The organism is Micromonospora echinaurantiaca (assembly GCF_900090235.1).
Classification (GTDB): Bacteria; Actinomycetota; Actinomycetes; order Mycobacteriales; family Micromonosporaceae; genus Micromonospora; species Micromonospora echinaurantiaca.
This window is the reverse complement of sequence record NZ_LT607750.1, coordinates 1867446-1890308: the sequence shown is the minus strand read 5'-3', so window position 1 is coordinate 1890308 and position 22863 is coordinate 1867446. Positions and strand designations below refer to the sequence as shown.

Below are 22863 nucleotides of genomic sequence, written 5' to 3'. Positions count from 1 at the left end.
TCCAGGGTGCGTGCCTCGCCGGGACCACTGGTGTGGTGGTTCAGTCGGCCGCTCGGCCGTGGTGGCGCAGCAGGACCACCCCGCTACGGAAGGCGCCGCTCGCCCGGACGTCGCGGGTGGTGGTCTCGACCAGCAGGGCGTCGGTTCCCCGCTCGGCCAGCGCGGCCAGCACGGTGGCCCGGTCGGTGGCGCTGGCCGGCGCGGCCGCGCCGGTGGTGGCGTGGACGGTGACCGCCGCCGGGTCGAAGTCGCGCAGCAGCGGGTCGCCGAGGTCGGCGTCCGTACCCTCGAAGTGCCGCACCTGGACCCGGCCGACCGCGTCCCGCACGGCCGCCAGCCGGGCGGACACCGGGTCGAAGCCGGCGGCCAGCGCCCAGCCGCGGTCGCCGCCGTCGGGGGCCTCGGTGACGGCGAGCACCGCGTGCGCGGGGGCGGCGGCGCCCAGGACGAAGACCGACAGCCGCCGGCCGAACCGGCGCGCCGCCTTGACCACGAACGCGGTGTCGTCGTCGCCGACCAGGTCCTCCTCGGCCAGCGACCGCAGGTCGCCCCGGCCGCGCAGGGCGGCGGTGAGCGCGCGGTACGCCAGCGCGTCGGCCAGCCCCTGGTCGATCACGCCGTCGACGGTGGCGGCGACGGCCGCGCCGGCCACGGTCGGCTCGGCCCAGCCCTCGGCGTTCAGCGCGGAGGTGGGCAGCGCCAGCGCGGCCGGCACCCAGACGGTCTCCGGCCGCCCGAGCACCGCCGCGCGGAGCCAACGTGTCCGCCGTGCCGGGTCCATCGGGGGCGCTCCGGTGGCCGAGTCCAGTTCCAACCACGGGACCGGATGCTCGCCCTGCTCGCGCAGTTCGACGGCCGACGCCGTCCGCACGGCGGCCGGGTCCGGATGGCGGGCGGCGTGCTCCCGGACCGCGACCCGGTAGGCGGCCAGCCGGGCGTTCATCACGGTGTGCACGTCGAACGCGGTCACCTCGCGCGGCCCGCGCCGCCCCGGCAGCCGCAGCCGGGCCGTCTTCAGCGGGGCCTGCTCCAGCGGGTCGTCCACGAACCGGGTGAACACCCCGGCGTACGGGGACACCAGCGCCTCGGCCCGCTGGTAGGTCTCGTCGTCCGAGGCGGGTGGCGCCGCCGGCGCGGTCACCTCGACGTCCCGGCAGACCGGGCAGGCGGGGTGCGGCAGCACCCGCTCGCGGCTCGATTCCAGCGTGGTCGGGTCGAGCAGCAGCACGCCCGCGGCCGTGTCCGGCGGCACGGCGCCGGTCAGCGCGCGGAAGAGTTCGAAGGCGGCGGCGTTGCCCAGCATCCGCCCGGTCACCTCGGGCAGGAAGACCGGCTCGCCGGTGCCGAGGGCGGCGCGGCGCCAGAAGTCGGCGGCCGCCGCCGGCTCGGCGGTGGCGGTCAGCCGTAGCTGGGCGCAGCACCAGCAGGGGGTCTGTCCGGCCGCCACGGTCGGCCCGACCACCGCCCGGTCGCCGTCCCAGACCACCGGCACCAGCAGCGGGCCGTCCCGGTGGCTGGCGCGGGCCAGCTCGGCCAGGCCGGCCAGCCCGTCCGGGCCGGCGCAGTGGAGCACCGCGTCGGCGCCGGTGGCGGCCAGCGGCCCGGTGCCGACGGTGACCTCGACCGGCAGCCCGTCGGCGCGCAGCTCGTCCAGTTCGGGCCGCAGGGCCTCGAGGTAGGGTGCGGGGTCGTCGTCCGGGTGCAGGTCGAGCCGGAGGCACCCGTTGCGGAGCAGGCCGGCCGCCGCGGCCAGCAGCGGCGCTCCCCCACCGCCGAGCGCCACCCGGGCGGCGTGGAAGCGGCGGAACCGGCCGGTCGCGTCGTCGGCGAAGTGGTCGACGAATTCGATCTGGGCGGCGAAGCGGCGGGCCACCGGCTCCGGCAGCTCGGTACGGTCGCCGGCGTCCTTGGCGAAGCCGCGGGCGACCAGCGCCCGGACCAGGGTCAGCACGGTCTGCCGCTGGCCGGGTTCCAGGGTGGCGGTGAGCTGCGCGAGGGTGTGCTCGCCGGTGAGGTAGGGGCTCAGCGAGCTCAGCCACCGGAAGGCGGACCGTCCCTTGATCAGGAAGGCGGTGTCCGGGCCGCGCAGGTAGGCACCCGCCGGAGCGTCCAGGAACACCACGTCGTGCCGGAGCTTGGGACGCATTTCAAGGGTCATTCCACCGTCCGGCGACTGGCTCATCTTCGGCCCCCATGCCAACGACCACGGTCAACTCGAAAGTGCCTTCATGCTGCCCAAGATCAATTCATTCGTCAACAGAATGTTTCGCGTCGACCAGTGGTGACGGTGAATTCGTACGGGCTGAGCTGCGGCTAAGACAAAATCGATGGGCGGCACGCGCCGAGGGGCCTTCCGGCGACGATCGACCTCCGCTACGCTGTGGGCGTCATCGGCCCCGCCGCAGGTCAGAGGCTTTTACATCGTTACACGGCAAGGGCCGCGACCGGCGGCGGCACGATGACACGGCCCAGGCCCGACCCCCGTCGCGACCTGGGCAGTTGCCTTAACGAGCAGTTAGTTGACCGCACGCAATTAACCCTGTGTCGCGGTCAGGAATTCTAAGGACTGCCGGATGAACATTGCGTCAAATTGGGCCGTCGGAAACCTCGCGCGAGGGCGTACGATTGCGGCGCCGCGTTGAGGAATGACCGATTTGCCATTGAATTGGCCGGGGTCACCAAGCGTTATCCCGGCGGGGTGACCGCTGTCGACGGCCTCGACCTGCGGGTGCCCGCGGGCGAGGTGCTCGGCTTCCTGGGGCCGAACGGCGCGGGCAAGACAACCACCATGCGCATGCTGGTCGGGCTGGTCCGGCCCACCAGCGGACGGATCCGGGTGCTGGGCCTGCCGCCCGGGGCGCCGGGGCAACTGGCCCGGGTCGGCGCCCTCATCGAGTCGCCGACGTTCTACCCGCACCTGTCCGGGCTGGACAATCTGCGGCTGGCCGCCCGCTACGCCGGGGTGCCCGACGGCGCCGCCGAGCGGGTGCTCGCCGAGGTCGGCCTGGCCGGGCGGGCGGGTTCGGCGTTCCGCACCTACTCGCTGGGCATGAAGCAGCGACTCGGGGTGGCCGCCGCGCTGCTCAAGGAACCGGACCTGCTGATCCTGGACGAGCCGACCAACGGCCTCGACCCGGCCGGCGTCTCCGAGATCCGGGAGCTGCTCCGCTCGCTCGGGCAGCAGGGCCGGACCGTGCTGCTGTCCAGCCACGTCCTCGGCGAGGTGGAGCAGATCTGCGACCGGATCGCGGTCATCGACCACGGCCGGCTGGTCGCCGACGGCAGCCCGGACGACCTGCGCGAGGCGCTGGGCCGGGCCGTGCTGCTGATCGACGCCGACCCGGTGGACGCGGCGGTCGCCCAGCTGCGCGAGCACGACCGGGTCCGGGCGGTCGAGGTGGTCGACGGGCTGCTGCGGGTCACCACCGATCCGGCGCTGGCCGCGGAACTCAACCGACGCCTGGTCGAGGCCGGCGTCGACGTACGGGAACTGCGCCCGCTGCGCCACTCGCTGGAGGAGGCGTTCCTGGAACTGACCGCCGCACCCGGCGACCGGTCGCCGGGCCGCGACCGCGCCGAGCCGGCGGCCCCGGAGCCCGACGAGCCGGCGCCCGGCGAGCGGCACGAGTCCGCGACCGTGACGGGAGGCGCCCGATGATCGGTTCGATCCGCGCGGCCTGGTTCGCCGACCGGAAGCGACCGGCGGTGTGGACGATCACCGCGACCTGGACGATCCTGGCGCTCGCCTTCGGCGTCGGCATCCCCTACCTGGTGCACCTGGCGCTGGCCGGCGACCCGGAGCAGGCGGAGGCCGCCGAGTCGCTGCTCGCCGCCGTCCTGCCCGGCGAGCTGGTCACCACCGGGATCGGACTGTTCCCGCTCTTCGGCGGGGCGATCGTGGTGATCCTCGGCGCGCTGGTGGTCGGCAACGAGTACCGCTGGGGCACGCTGAACCTGATCTTCACACAGCGACCGCGGCGAGCGCAGGTGATGGCCGGGCACGCCGTCGTCCTGTGCGGGCTGACCCTGCTGGTCGTGGTCGCCACCTTCGCGGCGCTGGCGCTGGTCACCGGGGTGCTGGCCGCGATCGAAGGGCGGGGACCCGACTGGCCGCCGGCCGGGAACGTCGCCGGGGCGGTGGCCGCCGCCTGGCTGATCTGCACCGCCCACGCCGGGGTCGGCTGGTTCCTCGCGATCGCCTTCCGCAGCACCGCCACCGCGATCGCCGTCGGTCTGGTGTGGACGCTGGTGCTGGAGAACGCGGTCAGCGGGCTCGCCCTCGTCCTCGACCCGCTGACGGTGCCGCAGAAGCTGTTGCTGGCGCCGAGTTCCGGCGCGCTGGCCGGCGCGCTGGGCTCCCGGTCCCAGTTCGACGGCGGTACGCCCGGCGTGCTCGACGCCACCAGCGCCGTGCTGCCGGCCACCGTGCTGGCCGGATACGTCCTGCTGACGTTCGGGCTCGGCACCTGGCTGGCGGTCCGCCGGGACGTCGGCTGAGCAGCCGGAAGGAGGCACCGTGGAATTCCTGCTCGCCTTCGGGCTGACCGGGCTGGCGGCGTCGGGCGGCTGGATCGCCTGGGCCGCCGCCCGCGGCTGGTCCCGCCGGCGCGACCGGCGGCACGAGCTGCGGCTGGCCCGCGCCCGGGCGACGGCGGAGATCCGCCGAGCCGAGCTGGCCGCGCAGGTTCGTGAGATCGAGTTGGCCAACGAGACGTACCAGGACTTCGTCCGCCGCCACCCGGAGCGCTGAGCGCCGCCGCGCCGGCGGCCCGGCAGCGCCGCCGGCACCGCCCGGCACCCGGGGACGGGGTCACACCCCCGCCGCACCGCCCCGGATCGCGGTTGGCACGACGGCGCGGGGGCGGCGGCCCGGGCGGGGCACGGCGGCGACCGGCGGCTCAGTTCAGGCCGGTGCAGGGCGTGCCGTCGATGGTGCAGGCGGTCGGGCCGGCGCTGACCGGGGAACCGGTCACCCGGAAGGTCACCCGCACCGAGCCGTCGGCGGGCACCGCCGCGCCGGCGCCGTCCGGCACGAAGCTCCACGTCGCGCCGTCCCGGCTGGCCCGGGCACCGCTGACCGAGGTGACCTCCAGGGATTCCCGGGGCAACGTGATCACCAGGGTCCAGGCGGTCACCCGGCCCGGCCCAGGGTTGCTGATGGTCACCGCCGCGCCGTAGCTGAGCAGGGCGCGCTCCTCGATGGCGAACTCGGCGCCGAGCGCCGGCCCGGTGGCCGGCGGCGTCGCCGTGGACCCGCTCGTCGCCGGGGCGGCCGAGGAGGTCGCCGTGCTCGGGCGCGCCGACGTCGGGCGGGAGCTGGGTGGCTCGGCCTGCACCCCGGAGCCGCCCGCGGGGGGACCGGTCGGCACCGCGACCGCCGGCGGCGGGCCCAGGGCCACCGGCGCCAGGCGCTCCGGGGTCCGCAGCACCACGACGACGGCGACCGCCGTCGCGACCAGCACCGCCACCGCGGCGAGCAACGCGAGCCGGGCCACGGTCGCCCCGTCAGCCCGGCCGGTGGCCACCTGCCGCACCGATGCGACGACGGCCATGATCCGGTCGAGCACGATGATGGCCACGGTCCGCCGTGGCTGCGGCGGTGCTGCCGGCATTGCGTTTCCCCCTACAGATCGTCCGCCGGGCACGCTGCCGCCCCGGCGGGCGGCGGGCCGCCCCGGCCCGGTCACAGTGCGCGAAGCCCGGCGAGCAGCTCCTTGAGCAGCGCCTCGGTCGGCAGCGCGGACAGCATCGGCGGCTCGTGGGTCTCGATCAGCCCGGCGGCCGCCAGGTCGGCGAGCAGCACCCGGACGGTGCCCACCGGCAGGTCCAGCTCCGCGCCGACCTCGGCCACCGACAGTGGACGCCGGCACAGCTCGACGATCCGCGCCTGCTCGGGAAAGAGCTGGGTGGCGGGGGCGGCGGGCCGGGTCACCACCAGGGTGATCAGGTCGAACCGCCCCTGGTCGGGCGCGCTGCGGCCGCGCGTCATCGCGTACGGCCGGACGATCGGGCCGGCGTCGTCGTCGTACCACGCCTCGTCAGCGTCGCCGGTCGCCCGCACCCGGGCCCCCGTTCGTCGCCATCGAGGCCGGTTCCAGGTACACCGGCAGGTGCCGTTCGGCCTGCCCCACGAAGAGCGCCACCTCGTACGCCATGTCGCCGACCTCGGCGTCCCCGCCGATCCGGACGGTGAGGATCGCCCCGTTGCGGGTGGTGGCCACGAACAGGAACGCCCGGGACATCTGCACCACGACCTGGCGCAGCGCGCCACCGACGCAGACCCGGGTGGCCGCCATGCCCAGCGCCTCCAGCCCGGCGACCATGCTGGACAGCTGGGCGGCCAGCTCGTCGTCGACGTCCCGGGAGGCGCCGAGCAGCAGCCCGTCCGGGGACAGCACCACCGCGAACTCGGCCCCGGGCACCCGGTCGACCAGGTCGTTCAGGGCGGCGGTCAGGCTGTCGGCGCTGACCAAGGATTGCGTCATCATCGTCCTCTCGGTGCTCGGGGAACCGGCATCTCGACCGTGTCGGAGCCGATGGTGCCCGGCCCGGGCCGCACCGACCCGGGTCTGCGGTCTCGTACCGGCAGACCGCCGCTGTCGCCCGGCCCGCCGGACCGGGCCGGTGGTCGCTCGGGCCCGCCGTCCGGTCCGCCGTCCGGGCCGGCGGGAAGGCCACCGGCGCCGGCCGGCGCGCCAGCCAGCCCGCCCGGACGGCCGCCCACCCCGGCCGGGACGCCACCCACCCGGGTCGGCTCGTCAGCCGTCGCGGCCGGGACGCCATCCGGGCTGGTCGGGGCGACCAGGCCGGCCGGCAGCCACACGACCGCTGTCGTGCCACCCCGCGGGCCGGGCCGCAGCGACACCCGGACGCCGTGGCGGGTGGCGAGCAGTGCGGCAGCGTACAACCCCGCCTGGCCGGCCGGGGGGCCGCCCGGCGGCGGGGCGGCGAGCAGGCGGTTCAGCTCGGCCAGCGCGGCGGCGTCCAGCCCCGGCCCGTCGTCGGTGACCAGGACGGCGCAACCCGGTGCCGCGGCCTCGGCGGCGACCCGCACGGTGCTGCTCGCCGGCGAGCAGACCAGGGCGTTCTCGATCAGCTCGGCCAGCAGGTGGACCAGGTCGGTGACCGCCGGGCCGGCGAGCGTCCACGGCCAGTGCGCCGCGACGAGGACGCGCTGGTAGTCCGCCACCTCGGCGACCGCGCCACGCGCCACGTCCAGCAGCGGCACCGGCCGTCGCCAGCGCCGGGCGGGCGTGCCGCCGGCAAGGGTGACCACCTTCTCCACGTTGCGCCGGATCCGGGTGGCCAGGTGGTCGAGCCGGAACAGTTCGGCGGCCTCGGCGGCCGAACGCTCGCGGCGCTCCAGCGCGTCCAACAGGGTGAGCTGGTCACGCAGCAGGACCTGGTTGCGCTGGGTCAGCCGGACGAACAGCTCGCGCAGGGCCGGCTCCCCCGCACCCGGCGCCGGCCGGATGGCCTCGGTGACCGCCGTCCCGCCGTGCCGAACCGCCACCTCGGGCGGGCGTCGGTCGACGATGTCCCTAGTGGACGGTGCCGCCGCGGCGGGACCGACCAGGTGGCCGGCGAACCCGGCGGTCGACGGGTCGGGCCCGGCGAGGGCGCCGTTGCGGCGGTCCGGGTCGCCGGTCGGCACGCCCGGCCGGGGCGACGCGGGGGCGCCGGCGGCAGCGGCCAGCCGGCGGACGGTGCCCACCCAGCCGACCAGCACGACGAGCACCGCGACCAGGCCGAGGCCCAGCACCACGCCAGTCCGGGTGACCACCAGCGCCGCGCCCGGGGTGGCCCGCTCGACGCTGCCCCGGGCGGCGGACGTCACCAGCCGGTGCAGCCCGGCCAGGGCCGGGTCGACCGCCGCGCGCCACTGCTCGCCGGTGGGCACCGGCCCGTCCTCACCGGCGCGCAGCAGCCGATCCTCCAGCGAGAGCAACGCGGTGAAGCCCGGCCCCTCCACCAGGGCACGGTGGTCGTTCCGGTCGGCGACGGAGAGCCCGGCGGTCGCCTCGGCCCGGACGTGGCGGTGGGTGCTGACCAGTTCGGTCAGCCGGAGCCGGTCGTCGGCGGTGAGCCAGCCGTTGGCCAGCGCGGCGGTGACCAGGGTGTCCTCCCGGGCGAGCAGCTCGCGGGCCCGGGCCAGCCCGATCACCGCGCGGGTCTCGGCGGCCAGGGTGCTCTCCCGTGCCCCCCACTCCGGGCCGTACACGGCGAAGGCGGCGTCGATCAGGCCGTGGTAGCCGGCCACCGCGGCGGCCCGGCCGACGTCCGCCTCGGCGCGCAGCCCGGGCAGCCCGGCCAGCCGTCCGAGCAGGTCGTCGACCCGGTCCCGGACGGCACCGGCGGTGACCAACCGGAGGTCGACACCGTCGGCGGCCGCCCGCAGGACGCCGGCGGAGTGGTCGGTGTCCGCCCGTACGCCGGTCAGCGCGGCACGGGCCCGGTCGTCCCCGGCGATCGCCGCCGCGCTGATCCGGCGTTCGACCTGCAGATCGAGGATCAGCTGGTCGGTGGGCTGCCCGACGGTCTCCGCGAGCGCCCGCACCCGGAGCAGGTCGGCGGCGTCCCGGCCGGTCAGGAAGGCGGCGTACGACCAGAGGGCGAGGAGCACGACGGCGAGCGCGGCGAGCTGCCGGCGGATCCGGGGATCGCCGGGCCAGGCCAGCGCAGCCGCACGGTCCACCCCGCCGGCGCGACCCACGGCGCCGGCACGGCTCACGGCGTCGGCAGGGCTCACCGGGTCGGCACGGCTCACGGCGTCGGCGGGGCGCACCGCGTCGGCGCGGTTCACGGCGTCGGCCTCTCCGGCCAGGGCCGGCCGGACGCGTCGCCCGAGCGGTCGGCCAGCAGCGTCCGCAGCAGCGCGAGCAGTTCGGCCCGGTTGGCGCAGTTGAGCCGGGCGCGCATCCGGGCCACGTGGTGCTCGACCGTCTTGGCGGAGATGAACAGCCGGTCGCCGATCTCGCGGTAGGTCAGCCCGGCCACCACCAGTTCGCCCACCTCGCGCTCCCGGTCGCTGAGCCGGTGCGGTGCGGGGCTGGCGATGGCCTCGGCGTCCTCGGCCCGCGGTGCGCCCTTGGCGCCGGCCGGCCGTCCCTGCAACATCCGGGCGCAGTCCAGCAGCGCGGTCATCGCCCGCCGGTCCGAGGTGCGGATCGCCGCCTGCCCGGCGAGCCGGGCGCCGTCCCAGCACAGGCCGGCGTCGTGCAGCCCGCGGGCGGCCGCCTCCACCCGGACCGGGTCGACGACGCCGCGCAGCACCTCCACCCAGCTCGCGGCCGCTGCCGCGACCACGGCGGCGTACCGGCTGTGGCCGGCGGCGGCGAGCAGCGCGGCCACGTGGTCGTCGGCGGCCGCCGGCTCCTCGGTGAGGATCGCCGCGTGCAGCCCGCTCCAGTGCAGCGGCGCGCTCCACAGTGGCGGGTCGCCGAGCCGGGCCAGCAGCAGCCGGGCCTCACGCAGGTACGGCGCCAGGCGCGCCAGGTCGCCCAGGCGCGCGCCGGCGATCGCCAGCTCACCGAGGGGCAGCAGGGTGAACAGGTCGACCGGGTGGCGGACCAGCGCCTCCAGCGCGTGCCCCCAGCCCCGCTGGAGGGCGCCGAGGTCGCTGTTGCGCCGGGCGATGCCGAGTTCGAGCGCGGTGGCGAAGAGCAGGTCCCGCGACTCCAGCGGCCGGCCACCGGTCACCGACGCGAGCCGGTCGGCGGCGAGCACCGTACGGCCGCGGACCATCGCGATCCAGGCCTGCAGCAGCCGGTGCCGCCGAGCCAGCAGCGGCCCGCCGGTGCCGGCGGCCACGGCGCGGTCGAGCACCCGTTCGCCGATCTCCAGCTCGCCGCAGTGCAGCGCGGTCAGCGCGGCGAGCGCGGCCGGGCTGTCCGGCAGCAGCACCGCCCGGCCGGCCGGTTCGAGCAGCGCGGCCGCCTGCACCAGGGTGGAGAGCGCGGCGGTCGGCGGGCCGTCGACGCTGGCGGCGATCCCGTCGGCCATCAGCCGGGCCGCGCTGGCGTGCAGGGTGGGCGGCCCGTCGGGGGCCGGCCCGACGGCGTCCGGGCGGTCGTCCGGCTGACCGGCGGCGAGCGCGCCGACGGCCGCGAACGCCGTCGCCGAGGCGCCGCCCGACCAGCGGTACAGCTCCACGCTGCGGCCGAGCTGGCCGCGGTGCGCGAGCGCCGTGGCGGCGACCGTCGCCGCCTCGGCGCGCTCGGCCGGCATGGCCGTGTCCAGCAGCCGATCGGCCAGCCGCAGGGCGGCGTCCAGGTCGCCGGCGAGCGCGGCGGCGGCCGCCTGCCGGACCGTCACCGGCCGACCCGCGGCCGCGGCGGCCGCGAACAGCTCCGCGGCCAGCGCCGGCTCGCCGGCCAGCGCCTCCTCGGCTGCGGCCGCCAACGTGGGGGCCGGGCAGTCGGCCGCCACGCCGGCCGCGAGCAGCGAACGGACCAGCGGGAGCACCGGCCCGCCGCGGGCGAGCTGCACCTCGGTGAGCCGGCGCCACACCGCGGTGCGGTCGGTGGCCGGGCTCAGCGCGGCCACCGCCCGGCGCACGATCGGCGCGAGCCGGCCGTCCGCGCCGAGCAGGCCGGCCGCCCGGGTCGCCGCGACCAGGCCGTCCACCTCCTCGGGGGTACGCCCGAGCAGCGGGCCGAGCAGGTCGACCGGCAGCGGCACCCCGGCGGCGACGGCGAGCAGCAGCCGGCGTACGTCCGGGGTCAGCTCCTCCAGGTCGGGCGCGAACTCCAGCACCACCTGCCGGGACGGCTCGGCGGGCACCCCGCCGCCGTGCCCGCGCAGCCCGCGGACCAGCCGCTCGACGTCCCGCGGCACCCCGCCGGTCTGGGTGTGCACGAAGTCGACCAGGTCGGAGCGGCGGCCGAGGTCGGCGGCGGCCAGGTAGGCCGCGGTCTGCTCGCGGGCGAACGGGGTGAGCAGGACCAGCTGCCCGTCCCGGCGCAGCGCGTCGGCCAGCTCGACCAGCGCCGCCGGCCGGGGCCACGGCCGGTAGCCGACGACCAGCCGGTGCCGGCGGGCGACCACCAGAGCGTGCAGCGCGCGCAGCCGGGCGTCGTCGAGCAGGTGCGCGTCGTCGACCAGCAGCACCGCCGCCGGGTCGACCGTCTCGGCGGCCACCGGCGCGCCCTCCAGCACGGTCGTCCCGGCCTCCCGGTAGATCCGGCCCAGCTCCCGCAGGTACGCGCTGCGGCCGTGCCCGCCCGGCCCGGTCACGCCGAGCGTGAGCGGCGCGTCCGGGTCCCGCCCGACGGCGTCGAGCAGGGCCCGCGGCCCCGGGTCCAGCACCAGCCGGGACCCGGCCACGCTACTCATGATCATGGTCATCCTTCGCGGCCCCGTCCTCGCGTGAGCGCCAGGCGGCGGGACGCCTTCGGCAGTTCCAGTGGGGTGATCCGGACCGGCGGCCGGGGTGGAGGCTGACCGGTCGCCGGCCGGTCCAGGTCCGGTCGGCGCTGGGCCGGTACGGCCACCCGGCCCGCGCCGCTGACCGGGGCGTGGGCGTCGGTGCCGCCCGGCCCGGCGGCCGGGCCGGGCTCCGGCGCCCGTCGCGGCGTGCGAGGCGCGACCACCTGGCAGGCGGCCAGCGCAGCGCCGGTGGCGGCGGTCAGCTGCGGGTGGGGCTCCACCTCGACCGGCACCGGGAAGGCCGCGGCGAGCAGTTCGGCGACCAGCGGGATTCGGGTGGACCCCCCGGCGAGCAGAACGCCGTCGAGCTGCGCCGGCCGCAACCCGGCGGAGTGGACGGTGCGCACCAGCAGGTCGACGGTGGCCTGCACGGCCGGCCGGACCAGTTCCTCGAACGCGGTCCGGCTGATCGGCACCCGGGCCGGGCCGGTCGGCAGGGTCAGCAGCACGTCGGTCTCGGCGTCCACGGTCAGCTCGCGCTTGGCCCGCTCGCACTGCGGCAGCAGGCCGCGCAGCACGGCGTGCGCCGTCCGCCGGCCGGCGGCGCCGAGTTCCCGGGCCAGCACGGTGCGCACGTGGTCGGCCAGCGCCTCGTCGAAGTCGGCGCCGCCGAGCCGGTCGAGCCCCTGCGGGAGACCGAACGTCTCGTACGTGCCACGCGGGGTGCGGCGCACCAGGGCCGCCTCGAAGGTGGCGCCGCCGAGCGCGTACACGGCCGCCGTGCCGCCCGGGAAGCCGCGAGCGGCATGGCTCTCGGCCACGGTGACCGTGCGGGGCAGCAGGGTCACCCCGATCAGCCCGAACTCGCGCAGCGCGTCGCGCAGCAGGTCGCGCCGGTGCCGGCCCCAGCCGGCGGGGTGGCTGAGCACGACCGCCTCGGCCGGCTCGCCCTCCCGGTCGTGGACGCGCTGCACCACCCAGGTCGCCAGCGCGGCGGTCAGCGTCTGGGGCGAGCACGGCTCGCCGGCGAGCAGCAGGGGCACGTCGTCGCCGACCCGACGGACGAAGCCGCGGGCGGTCCGGCCGGGTTCGGCGACGGCGGGCTCGCCGACCAGGAACATGCCGTCCGCCGACAGCCGCAGCACCGACGGTACGGTCACCGAACCGTCATCCAGCGTGACCGCCTCGGGGCGGGTCCAGGTCGCTCCACGGCGCCGGGCCACACTGGCCACGGTGGTGGTGCTTCCGATGTCTATCCCCAGGACGTACGGCATCCGCTTTCTTTCCTCACCGCGAGTCGGCCCGGCCGGTGGCGACGGCGTCGGCACCGGTCGGCGACCACCCCCGGTGGAACCCCCGTGGGCTCCTACGTTCGTACCAGAGATCACTCCCGGATCGGGACCCTAACTCTGGCCGGCCCGAGTCCCCCAGTCCCCCTAACGGACGAGGGGGCGGACACCCTAATCCGGCGGGGCGGGTTGCGGGGCGTTCCCCGATGCCCGGTGCCGGCCCCCGGCCGTACGGTCGCTGTCGACGATCGACGGTCACCGACGCCAACCGAGGAGAACTGGCACCATGCCGCACCAGACCCTGCACGACTTCGTCCTCAACCTGCTCACCGACCCGGACGCGCGGTCGGCGTTCGACCTCGACCCGGAGGGCGCGTTGCGGGCCGCCGGCCTGAACGACATCACCGCCGCCGACGTGCAGGACGTCGTCCCCCTCGTGGTCGACTACGCCCCCGTCCACGGCCTCAACCCCGTCGGCCCCACCGCCGGGCAACTCGGCGTCGACCCCCTGCTCGCCGACACCACCGACGTCGTCGGCCAACTCCAGAACGTCACCCACCAGCTCACCCTCACCACCAGCGACAACGGCCTCGACGTCAAAGCCGGCGTCCTCGGCGCCATCGCCGTCGACCCCACCGCCGTCGGCGTCGGCGCCACCGTCCTACCCGGCATCGGCCTCGGCATCGGCCCCGGCGGCCTCAGCACCGACCTCACCGGCGCCCACGACCTCGCCCACACCCTCGACGCCGACGTCATCGGCGCCACCGACACCATCGCCGACCCCGCCGTCAGCGACCTCACCAGCACCCTCGGCAACCCCACCACCGCCCTCGACAGCGGCGACAACGGCCTGCTCGGCACCGGCGTCCTCGGCGGCGACGGCCTCCTCGGCGGCACCCTCGGCAACACCCAGAGCCAGGTCGACGGCCTCGTCGACGGCCTCGGCGTCGACGACACCCTCGGCGGCCTCGGCATCACCACCGGCCCCGGCAGCGTCGTCCCACCGATCGACGTGCCATCCACCGTGGACGGCGTCACCGGCCAGGTCGACGGTCTGCTGGGTGGGGTGACCGGCACGGTGGGCGGCGTGACGGGTGGCGTGACGGGTGGCGTGACCGGCGGGGTGACCGGCGACGCCGGGGTCCACGGTGACGCCTCGGCGTCGGCCGGCGGGGGCCTGCTCGGCGTCACCGACGGTCTGCTCTGACGGAACCCGGTGTAGCGAAAAGGCCGGACCGCCCAGGGCGGTCCGGCCTTTTCCCGGACCCCTCTTGATAATTGCCCTGAAATCCGCACACTTGGTGCGGTGATGGCGGGGATCTGGCTGGACGTGCTCGACGAGATCGCCCGTACGTGTCGGGAGCACGGGCGCGGCGACCTGCTCCAGACGGTCCGCGAGAAGCGCGCCCAGCTGCTGGATCCGACGCTGCGGGTGCTGGTCCTCGGCGAGCCGAACCAGGGCAAGAGCCAGCTGGTCAACGCGATCGTCAACGCCCCGGTCTGCCCGGTGGGCGACGGCCGTACCACCGTGCTGCCGACCGTCGTGCGGCACGCCGCGGTCGCCACCGCCACCGTGGTCCAGGGGCCACCGTCCATCCCGGGCCGGCCCGGCGGGGGCACCGCGACCGTGGAGCGGACCGAGCTGCCGCTGGACCAGATCGCCGCCGGGGTGGCCGGCACCCTGCGCCGGGCCGGCGGCGGTCCGGCGTACGTCGAGATCGGACTCCCCCGTGCCCTGCTCGGCGCGGGCCTGGTGCTGGTGGACACCCCGGGCGCCGACGAGGTGGCCGCGCTCGGCGGCGCCGCGCCGGCCGCCGCGCTGAACCGCGCGGACGCCGTGCTGCTGGTCTCGGACTCGACCCGGGAGCTCTCGGTGGCCGAGCTGAACGTGCTGCTGCACCTCGCCCGGTCGCATTCCAACGTGCTGGTGGTGCAGACCAAGACCGACCTGGCGCCGGACTGGCGGGCGGTGGCCGAGCGCAACCGCAAGCACCTCGCCGAGGCCGGTGTGCCGGCGGCGCTGGTCTGCGTGTCGGCGGCGTTGCGGCTGCGGGCGGCCGCCGCCGACGATCGTGGCCTCAACGCCGAGTCGGGTTTTCCGGTGCTGATCGCGCGGCTTCAGCGGGACCTGGCCGGCAAGGCCGACGTGCTGGCGCGGGCGTCGGTGAGCCTGGTCGCCCGCACGGTGGTGGAGCAGCTCGCCGCGCCGCTGCGCGCCGAACTGGCCAGCCAGCAGGCCGAGCGGGAGACCGGGCCGATGTCCCGGCTGCACGCCGCCCAGCGGGAGGCCGACGAGCTGCGCCGGTGCTCCACCCGGTGGCAGAACACGCTCGCCGACGAGATGGCCGACCTGCTCTCCGACATCGAGTACGACCTGCGCGACCGGACCCGGGAGATCCTGCGGATGGTCGACGACGCGTTCGACACCGCCGACCCGCTGGTCGCCTGGGAAACCTTCGAGGAGTGGCTGCGGCAGAGCCTGGTCGAGGCGGCCGAGGCCAACCACGAATGGCTGGTGCAGCGCTGCGACTTCGCCGCCCGGCGGGTGGCCGGCAACTTCGCCCGGTACGGCTACGACGTGCTGCCGCCGTGGTCGATGTCGGTGCCCGAGGACCTCGGCGGCCGGCTGCCGGGCATGGAGCGGCCGAGCATCGACCGGTTCACCGCCGCCCAGAAGGTGTTCACCGGCATGAAGGGCTCGTACGGCGGCCTGCTGATGTTCGGCCTGGCGATGACGCTGGCCGGGATGCCGATGATCAACCCGGTGTCGATCGGCGCCGGCGCGCTGTTCGGCGGCAAGAGCATCCGGGACGAGAGCCGGCAGCTGCTGCGCCGTCGCCAGGCGACCGTCAAGTCGGCGATCCAGCGGCACGTCGACGACGTCTTCGTCCGGATGACGAAGGAGTGCCGGGACGTCACCCGGCAGGTGCAGCGGATGCTGCGGGACCACTTCACCGCGTTGACCGAGGAGTTGCAGGAGGCGATCGTCGCGTCGCTGCGTACCGCCAAGCAGGCCGCGGACACCGACGCGGCGGCGCGCGACCAGCGCCAGCGTGAGATCCGGTTGAAGATGACCCGGTTGGCCGCGCTCTACGAGCAGGCGCAGCAGCTGACCGGCGCCCGGCCCGCGCCGGCGACGCTGGAGCCGCGGGCATGACCGTCGGCCTGCGGCTGGACGAGGCGGTGTGGGGGCTGCTGCACCGGGCCCTGGAGTGCTACCGGGACGACGCCCGCGCCACCGCCCACCTGCGCCGCCAGCTGGCCCGGCTGGAGCAGCCGCTGCGCATCGCGATCGCCGGTCCGTGGCGCTCCGGCCGGTCGACGGTGCTGAACGCGCTGATGGGCGAGGAGGTCGCCCCGGTCGAGGGAACCGACGGCAGCGGCGTCTTCACCTGGTACGAGAACGGGGCGCAGCCGGCGGCGACCGCCTATTCGACCAGCCACCCGCCGCAGCAACTGGCGGTGGCCAAGTCGGCGACCGGGATGCGGGTGGACCTGGTCGGCTGGCGGGCCGGCGAGCTGCGCGACATCGTGGTGCGGTGGCCGACCCGGGCGCTGCGGCAGATCACGCTGATCGACACGCCGCCGGTCGGTGGCCCGGACGAGCACGGCCGGTCCCCGGTGCTGGACCGGGTGCTGCGCGACGCGGACGCCCTGCTCTACCTGACCCGGGACGGCCGGGGCAGCGACCTGCGGGTGCTGGAGTCGGTCCGGGAGAGCGCGGTCGGGCAGGCCGCCCCGGTGCCGGTGGTGCTGGTGCTGTCCCGGTCGGACGAGGTCGGGGGCGGGCGGATCGACGCCCTGCTCACCGCCCGGCAGGTCGCCCGCCGGCAGCACCGCGACCCGCGGGTCGACGCGGTCTGCCTGAACGTGGTGGCGTGCAGCGGGCTACTCGGCCTGGCCGGCCGGGTGCTCAGCGAGTCGGACTACGCGGCGCTGGCCCAGCTGGCCCGGGTGCCGCGCCCGGAGCTGGAGGCGCACCTGCTCTCGGCCGACCGCTTCCGCCGTGGCGAGCTGCCGGTGGCGTTGGACCCCGAGGTGCGCGCCACGCTGCTGGAGCGGCTGGGTCTGTTCGGCGTCCGGCTGGCCACCACCCTGGTGCGGACGGGTGGCGACAGTCGGGTGGCGCTCTGCGCCGAGCTGATCCGGCGCAGCGGCCTGACCGAGCTGCGCGAGTCGGTGCACCGGTTCTTCGTCGACCGGCGGGACACCCTGAAGGCGCGCTCGGCGCTGGCCGCCGTGGAGGTGTTGCTGCGGGCCGAGCCCGGTCCGGGCAGCGCGGAGCTGCTCGGCACGGTCGAGCAGATCCTCGCCGGCGCGCACGAGTTCCAGGAGCTGCGCCTGCTCGCCGCGCTGCGCGACACCCGGATCGGCTTCGACGCCGAGCTGGCCGAGGAGGCGCGGCGGTTGGTCGGCGGCGACGGGGTCGGGCTGGCCGCCCGGCTCGGCGTGGAGCACGACGCGACCGTGCAGCGGCTGTGGGAGGTCGCCGCCGACGCGCAGGCGCGCTGGCGGGAACGCGCGGAGGATCCGGTGCTGCGGCTGGCCCAGCGGCGGGGCGCGGAGGTCGTGGTGCGCAGCTGCGAGGGGTTGCTCGCCGAGCTGGCCGAGGGCGGGCGGTGACCGGCCGGCCGAGCGATCAACGCCGTCGGACGGTCGGGTCGGGCGGCCACCGGCCGCCGCCGGGTCAGGCCGCCCGGACGGCGATCGCGCCGTCGACGGTGCGCAGGATCAGGCGCAGCACCTCGTGCCGGGAGGCGCCGGTCTCGGCGAGGTAGGCCCAGCCCGCGTAGAGCTGGCTCCAGACCAGACTCTGCAACCAGTCCGCCGGCAGCTCCGGGTCGATGGTGCCGTCGGCGTGGCCACGCTCGACCATCGCGGCGAAGTCGGGATCGCACCCGTCGGACTGACCGGCGGCTGCCGGGTCGACGCAGAGTTCGGGCTCGGTGAACATGAGCGAGAGCAGGTTGCCCAGGTCGAAGTACTCCTGGCAGAGCCGGCGCAGCGCCGCGGCACCGGCGCCCTCGCCGATGCGGGCCTGGGCCGTGGCGCGGCCCAGCCGGGCGACGGCCTCGGCGCCCACCGCGGCCAGCAGGTCGGAACGCTCGGCGAAGTAGCGGTGCAGGGTGGTGCGTCCCACCTCGGCGGCGGTGGCGATGTCGCCGAGCGACGCGGCGGGGTTGCGCCCCAGCACCTCGATCGCGGCGTCGACGATCGCCTGACGGGTCCGCGCCCGGCTACCGGACACCTGCTGGTCGGTCACGCCCAGAGGATAGCAACACCCCAGTTCGGAATACAGCTTGACGATAGTGGAACATCGTTGTTCCACTTGGGTCATGGCTCCTTCCAGCTCCGAAGCCACCCTCCCCCGACTCCGCACGCTCGCCTCGTTCCTCGTTCCGCACCGGCGGACGATGCTCCTCGGCCTGGTGCTGGGGCTCGCCGCGAACACGGCCGGGCTCGCCACGCCGATGGTCACCAAGTGGGTCCTCGACACCCTCGGCGCCGGCCAGTCGATGGCCCGGCCGATCGGCGTCCTGCTGGCGCTCGTCGTGGTCGGCGCGGCGATCACGCTGTGCCAGTGGCGGCTGCTCGGCACGCTGGCCGAGCACATCGTGCTGGACGCGCGCACCGCGCTCGTCCGGCGCTACCTCCGGGCCCGGGTCGGCGACCTGCAACGCCGGCCCACCGGGGAACTGGTCACCCGGGTCACCTCCGACACGCACCTGCTGCGGGAGGCGTCCGGCAGCATCGTCGGCCTGGTCAACGCCGGCATCGCCCTGGTGGGCACGCTGGTGCTGATGGGGGTGCTGGACCTGTTCCTGCTGGGCTGCACCATCGTGGCCGTGCTGGTGGTCGCGGCGGTGATGGGCGCGCTGATGCCCCGGATCGCGGCGGCCGAGGCCGCGGCCCAGCAGTCGATGGGGCAGCTCGGCGGGGCACTGGAGGGCGCGCTGCGGGCGATCCGCACGGTCAAGGCCAGTCGCGCCGAGGCCCGGCTGGGCGAGCGCGTCGTCGCCGACGCCCGCCAGGCCGCGGCGCACAGCGTACGGTCGGCGCGGGTGACCGCCTCGGTCTGGACGATCGCCTGGACCGGCATCCAACTGGCGGTCATCGCCATCCTCGGCATCGGCGCCTGGCGGGCGCAGCGCGACCTGCTGGAGATCTCCAGCCTGATCGCCTTCCTGCTCTACGCGTTCCAGCTGATGGGGCCGATCACCGAGCTGACCCAGAACACCACCGCCCTGCAGGCCGGCGTGGCCGCGGCCGGACGGATCCGCGAGATCGAGGCGATCGACACCGAGCCGGAGACCGCGCCCGCCACCGCCACCCGCCCCGCGCCGCCGGCCGATCCGGAGCAGCCGGTGCTGGAGTTCCGGGACGTCACCGCCCGCTACGGTCCGGACGCGCCGCCCGCGGTACGCGGCATCGACCTGGTCATCCCGCGCCGCGGGCACACCGCGATCGTCGGGCCGTCCGGCGCCGGCAAGACCACCCTCTTCTCGCTGATCCTGCGGTTCCTCGAACCCGAGCACGGCGAGCTGCTGCTGGACGGCCGCCCGTACGCCAGCTACAGCCACGACGAGGTGCGCGCCCGACTGGCGTACGTCGAGCAGGAGACGCCGGTTGTGCCCGGCACCATCCGCGACAACCTGCGGTTCACCCACCCGGACGCCACCGAGGACGAGATCCGCGAGGTGCTGCGCGCGGTACGACTGGACGAGAAGATCGACTCGCTCGCCGACGGCCTGGACACCTCGCTGTCGTCCACCGAGGTGTCCGGCGGCCAGCGGCAACGCATCGCGCTGGCCCGGGCCATGCTGCGGACCCCCGACGTGCTGCTGCTCGACGAGGCGACCGCGCAGGTCGACGGCCTGACCGAGGCGGCCCTGCACGAGTGCGTCCGGCAGCGCGCCGCGGCCGGCGCGGTGGTCACCATCGCCCACCGGCTCTCCACCGTGCTCGACGCCGACCGCATCGTCGTGCTGGCGGACGGCCGCATCCGGGCCCAGGGCACCCATGCCGAGCTGCTGGCCGGCGACGACCTCTACCGCCGGCTGGTCGAGGCGCTGCGCATCGCGGCCGAGCGGCGCGACGAGCCGGTGGCGGTGCGCTAGTCGCCGGTGGCCGCTACCGGGTGGTGGGCCGGACCGGCCGCGTCAGCTGGTGATATGAGCCAGATGATATAGAGCTATCTCGATCGTATCCGCGTAGGTTGACGCTGACCCGTTCGATCGGGCCGGCACCGGGGCCGAGGGTGACCAGCGGCCACGGCGCGACCGGGCCGGCGGGTCGTCCGGCGCCGTCCGCGCCGCCCGCCACGGTCGGCGGGCGGGCCGCGGTCGGCACCGGAAACCGCTCCCGTCCGCGGCGCAACCCCCATGAACCCGCGCCGCGGCCGCCCTCAAGGAGGCCACGGATGAGACGAAGCCTCGCCGCCGCGGCAGCAGCGATCCTGCTGCCCGCCGGCGCCCTCACCATCGCGGCGGCACCGGCCGCCGCCGCACCGTCGGACGTCCCCGCCACGAGCGCCGTGGCGCCGCCCGCCACGGCGTCGTCGGAGATGTTCGCCGCGATGCAGCGGGACCTCGGCCTGACCGCCGACCAGGCCCGCACCCGCATCGCCCGGGACGAGAAAGGCAGCCGTACCGACGCCTCGCTGCGCCGGTCGCTCGGCGCCGCGTACGCCGGCGGCTGGCTGACCGCCGACGCGCTGGTCGTGGCAGTCACCAGCCAGACCGCGGCGGACCGGGTCCGGGCCGCCGGCGCACGGCCGAAGCTGGTCGACCGCAGCGGCGCGGACCTCGACCGGATCAAGTCGACGCTGGACCGGCACGCGGCGAAGGCGCCCGCCGCCGCGATCCCCGGCTGGTACGTCGACGTCACCACCAACACGGTGGTGGTGCTCGCCCGGGACACCGGCGCGGCCGCCGCGTTCGTGCGGGCGAGCCGGGTCGACGCCGCCGCCGTCCGGCTGGTGCCCACCACCGAGGCGCCGCGCACCTACTACGATGTGCGCGGCGGCGACGCCTACTACATGGGCGGGCGCTGCTCGGTCGGCTTCTCGGTCACCGGCGGGTTCGTCACCGCCGGCCACTGCGGCAACGTCGGCACCGCCACCCAGGGCTACAACCAGGTCTCGCAGGGCACCTTCCGCGGGTCGTCCTTCCCGGGCAACGACTACGCCTGGGTGCAGACCAACTCCAACTGGACGCCGCAGCCGTGGGTGAACAACTACTCCGGCGGCAACGTCACCGTGGCCGGCTCCACCGAGGCGGCGGTCGGCGCGGCGATCTGCCGCTCCGGCTCCACCACCGGGTGGCGGTGCGGTTCGATCCAGGCCAAGAACCAGACGGTCAACTACGCGGAGGGTTCGGTCAGCGGCCTGACCCGCACCAACGCCTGCGCGGAGCCCGGCGACTCGGGTGGCTCGTGGCTCTCCGGCCAGCAGGCGCAGGGCGTCACCTCCGGTGGCTCCGGCAACTGCAGCACCGGCGGGACGACCTACTTCCAGCCGGTCAACGAGATCCTCTCCGCGTACGGGCTGACGCTGCGCACCAGCGGTGGCGGTGAGCCGCCGCCGCCCACCGGTTGCAGCGGCTACGAGGCGACCTACACCGGCTCCATCTCCTCGGGCCAGAGCCGCTACCAGCCGAACGGCAGCTACTACTACTCGTCTGTCTCCGGCACCCACCGTGGCTGCCTGGACGGGCCGACCGGGGTCGACTTCGACCTCTACCTGCAGAAGTGGAACGGCGCCAGCTGGGTGGACGTGGCCGGGTCGTACACGGCCGGCCCGGACGAGTCGCTGAGCTACTCCGGCACCGCCGGCTACTACCGCTTCGAGGTGCACGCCTACAGCGGCTCGGGCAGCTACTCGATGGGCATCACCAACCCGTGATCCCGACCGGTGCGACCACCGCCGGAGGTCGCACCGGTCCCCGCTGACGGCGGGGTGCGGAGTTCCCTCCGCACCCCGCCGTCCCGCTACCGCAGCAGCCCCCGGGCGGCGGGTTCGAGGTCGACGGCGGCGGCCCAGGTGTGCTCGAAGAGGTCGGCGAGGGTGGCCGCGACGCCGGGGTTGCGGATCACCAGAGCACCCGCCTCGGCGCCGGCGGCGGCGGGCACCACGGCGATCCGCCGGTCCAGGATCACCATCTGCCGCACCGGCCGGTCGGTAACCCGGTGCCGGTCGCCGGCCCGGTGCAGCCGCAGCGAGTACGCCAGCTGCGCGGCCCTCGACAGCACGCTGCGGTGCACGACGGTGCGCCACCGCGCGTCGCCGCGACGGAGTCGCCGCAGGTAGCGGGCCAGCTCACCGGGGCCGACCGGCTTCCGGTGCACGGTCAGCACCTCCCGGGCGTCGCGGGCCAGCGCCCAGAGCCGGCCGGCCACCAGCTCCCGGTCGTCGATGCGCTCGACCTCGGGGGCCGGGGCGACCGCGTTGGCCGGCGGCCCGCCCGCAACGCCGCCGTCCAGCAGCGCGTGGTGGAGCTGGCGCAGCTCCTCCCCCGGCCCGGCGCCGAGTTCGCGGCGCAGCCGGCGGTCGAGCCGCCGGTAGGCGGCCACCGCCTCGGCCGGTCGACCGGCGGCCGCCAGCGCCCGCATCAGCAGGCCGACCAGCGACTCCCGGATCGGGTGCGCGGTGGTCAGGGCGACCAGCTCGCCGACCACCTCCCGGTGGTGGCCGGCGTCGAGGTCCAGGGCGAGCCGCCGCTGCACCGCCGACAACCGCTCCTCGACCAGGACCGGGGCCAGGGCCCGCGCCAGCGGGGCGTCCTCCCCCAGACCGGCCAGCGGGACGCTGCCCCGCCACAGGGCCAACGCCTGGCCGAGCAGGTCGCGGGCGGCCCCGCCGGCGGTCTGCTCGGCGGCGCCGACGAGCCGGCGGAACCGGTGCACGTCGACGCGCTCCGGATCGAGGTCGAGCACGTACCCCGGCGGGCAGCCGCGCAGCCCGGCGGTGGGCAGCGCGCGGCGCAGCTGCGAGACGTACACCTGGACGGCCTTGCGGGCCGCGGCCGGCGGCCGGTCACCCCAGACCGCGTCGACCAGGTCGGCGGTCGGTATCAGGCGGCCGGGCTCCATCGCCAGCGCGGCCAGCACCGCCCGCTGCTTGGGCGGTCCCAGCGGCACACCGGTCCCGTCGCGGGTCGCCGCGACGGGGCCGAGCAGGTGCAGATCGACGACGCTGCGTGACACACGG

17 protein-coding genes are annotated in these 22863 nt (G+C 76.1%); 8 read left to right on the top strand and 9 right to left on the bottom strand.

Features of this window, described 5'->3' with window-relative positions; genetic code table 11:
• Positions 1-40 precede the first annotated feature (40 nt).
• Positions 41-2146, bottom strand: coding sequence for a TOMM precursor leader peptide-binding protein (locus GA0070609_RS08610; RefSeq protein ID WP_172899313.1), 2106 nt, complete (start codon positions 2144-2146; stop codon positions 41-43).
• 552 nt (positions 2147-2698) lie between these two features.
• Here GA0070609_RS08610 and GA0070609_RS08605 point away from each other — a divergent pair.
• Genes GA0070609_RS08605 through GA0070609_RS08595 form a run of 3 tightly spaced genes read left to right on the top strand, consistent with a single transcriptional unit; the run spans position 2699 to position 4750 of the window.
• Positions 2699-3658: an ABC transporter ATP-binding protein gene (locus GA0070609_RS08605; RefSeq protein WP_231928587.1), complete on the top strand. Its 960-nt coding sequence runs from the start codon at positions 2699-2701 to the stop codon at positions 3656-3658.
• The gene (locus tag GA0070609_RS08600; protein ID WP_088993322.1) at positions 3655-4497 is read left to right on the top strand and encodes an ABC transporter permease subunit; all 843 of its coding nucleotides are present in this window, start codon (positions 3655-3657) and stop codon (positions 4495-4497) included. Before GA0070609_RS08605 ends, GA0070609_RS08600 begins: the two co-directional genes overlap by 4 nt.
• A 19-nt stretch (positions 4498-4516) precedes the next feature.
• Positions 4517-4750 (top strand): hypothetical protein, encoded by a 234-nt coding sequence (locus tag GA0070609_RS08595; RefSeq protein WP_088993321.1) that lies wholly within the window; start codon positions 4517-4519, stop codon positions 4748-4750.
• A 148-nt stretch (positions 4751-4898) separates the two neighbouring features.
• Here GA0070609_RS08595 and GA0070609_RS08590 read toward each other — a convergent pair whose 3' ends face one another.
• From GA0070609_RS08590 to GA0070609_RS08560, 6 genes are all read right to left on the bottom strand, one after another.
• On the bottom strand, positions 4899-5612 hold the full coding sequence (locus GA0070609_RS08590; RefSeq protein ID WP_088993320.1) for a cellulose binding domain-containing protein: 714 nt from the start codon (positions 5610-5612) through the stop codon (positions 4899-4901).
• 71 nt (positions 5613-5683) lie between these two features.
• Complete coding sequence (locus tag GA0070609_RS08585; RefSeq protein WP_088993319.1) at positions 5684-6061, bottom strand: DUF742 domain-containing protein; 378 nt, start codon at positions 6059-6061, stop codon at positions 5684-5686.
• Positions 6039-6485: a roadblock/LC7 domain-containing protein gene (locus tag GA0070609_RS08580; RefSeq protein WP_088993318.1), complete on the bottom strand. Its 447-nt coding sequence runs from the start codon at positions 6483-6485 to the stop codon at positions 6039-6041. Before GA0070609_RS08580 ends, GA0070609_RS08585 begins: the two co-directional genes overlap by 23 nt.
• Entirely contained in the window at positions 6485-8803 is a 2319-nt protein-coding gene (locus GA0070609_RS33095; protein WP_172899312.1) for a sensor histidine kinase, read from the bottom strand. The genes GA0070609_RS08580 and GA0070609_RS33095 overlap by 1 nt, the downstream gene beginning before the upstream one ends.
• Positions 8800-11334, bottom strand: coding sequence for a LuxR family transcriptional regulator (locus GA0070609_RS08565; RefSeq protein WP_088997584.1), 2535 nt, complete (start codon positions 11332-11334; stop codon positions 8800-8802). Before GA0070609_RS08565 ends, GA0070609_RS33095 begins: the two co-directional genes overlap by 4 nt.
• Before the next feature lie 8 nt (positions 11335-11342).
• A complete protein-coding gene (locus tag GA0070609_RS08560) occupies positions 11343-12641 on the bottom strand; it encodes an Hsp70 family protein (protein ID WP_088993316.1) in 1299 nt (432 codons plus the stop codon).
• 301 nt (positions 12642-12942) lie between these two features.
• On the opposite strand from GA0070609_RS08560, the gene GA0070609_RS08555 reads away from it, so the two are divergent.
• The 3 genes from GA0070609_RS08555 to GA0070609_RS08545 all read left to right on the top strand — a co-directional run bounded on the left by GA0070609_RS08555 (position 12943) and on the right by GA0070609_RS08545 (position 17279).
• Positions 12943-13863, top strand: a complete 921-nt coding sequence (locus GA0070609_RS08555; RefSeq protein WP_088993315.1) for an IniB N-terminal domain-containing protein — start codon at positions 12943-12945, stop codon at positions 13861-13863.
• A 102-nt stretch (positions 13864-13965) separates the two neighbouring features.
• Positions 13966-15813, top strand: a complete 1848-nt coding sequence (locus tag GA0070609_RS08550; RefSeq protein ID WP_088993314.1) for a dynamin family protein — start codon at positions 13966-13968, stop codon at positions 15811-15813.
• Positions 15810-17279 (top strand): GTPase domain-containing protein, encoded by a 1470-nt coding sequence (locus GA0070609_RS08545; RefSeq protein WP_197700235.1) that lies wholly within the window; start codon positions 15810-15812, stop codon positions 17277-17279. The genes GA0070609_RS08550 and GA0070609_RS08545 overlap by 4 nt, the downstream gene beginning before the upstream one ends.
• A gap of 64 nt (positions 17280-17343) precedes the next feature.
• Here the strand turns inward: GA0070609_RS08545 and GA0070609_RS08540 are convergent, their stop codons facing one another.
• Complete coding sequence (locus GA0070609_RS08540) at positions 17344-17919, bottom strand: TetR/AcrR family transcriptional regulator (RefSeq protein ID WP_231928586.1); 576 nt, start codon at positions 17917-17919, stop codon at positions 17344-17346.
• 73 nt (positions 17920-17992) lie between these two features.
• Here GA0070609_RS08540 and GA0070609_RS08535 point away from each other — a divergent pair, with 73 nt between their 5' ends.
• Entirely contained in the window at positions 17993-19774 is a 1782-nt protein-coding gene (locus GA0070609_RS08535; RefSeq protein ID WP_231928585.1) for an ABC transporter ATP-binding protein, read from the top strand.
• A gap of 302 nt (positions 19775-20076) precedes the next feature.
• Complete coding sequence (locus GA0070609_RS08530) at positions 20077-21558, top strand: S1 family peptidase (RefSeq protein ID WP_172899311.1); 1482 nt, start codon at positions 20077-20079, stop codon at positions 21556-21558.
• Positions 21559-21644: 86 nt separating this feature from the next.
• On the opposite strand, the gene GA0070609_RS08525 is transcribed toward GA0070609_RS08530, so the two are convergent.
• On the bottom strand, positions 21645-22859 hold the full coding sequence (locus GA0070609_RS08525) for an AfsR/SARP family transcriptional regulator (protein ID WP_088993311.1): 1215 nt from the start codon (positions 22857-22859) through the stop codon (positions 21645-21647).
• Positions 22860-22863: the final 4 nt, after the last annotated feature.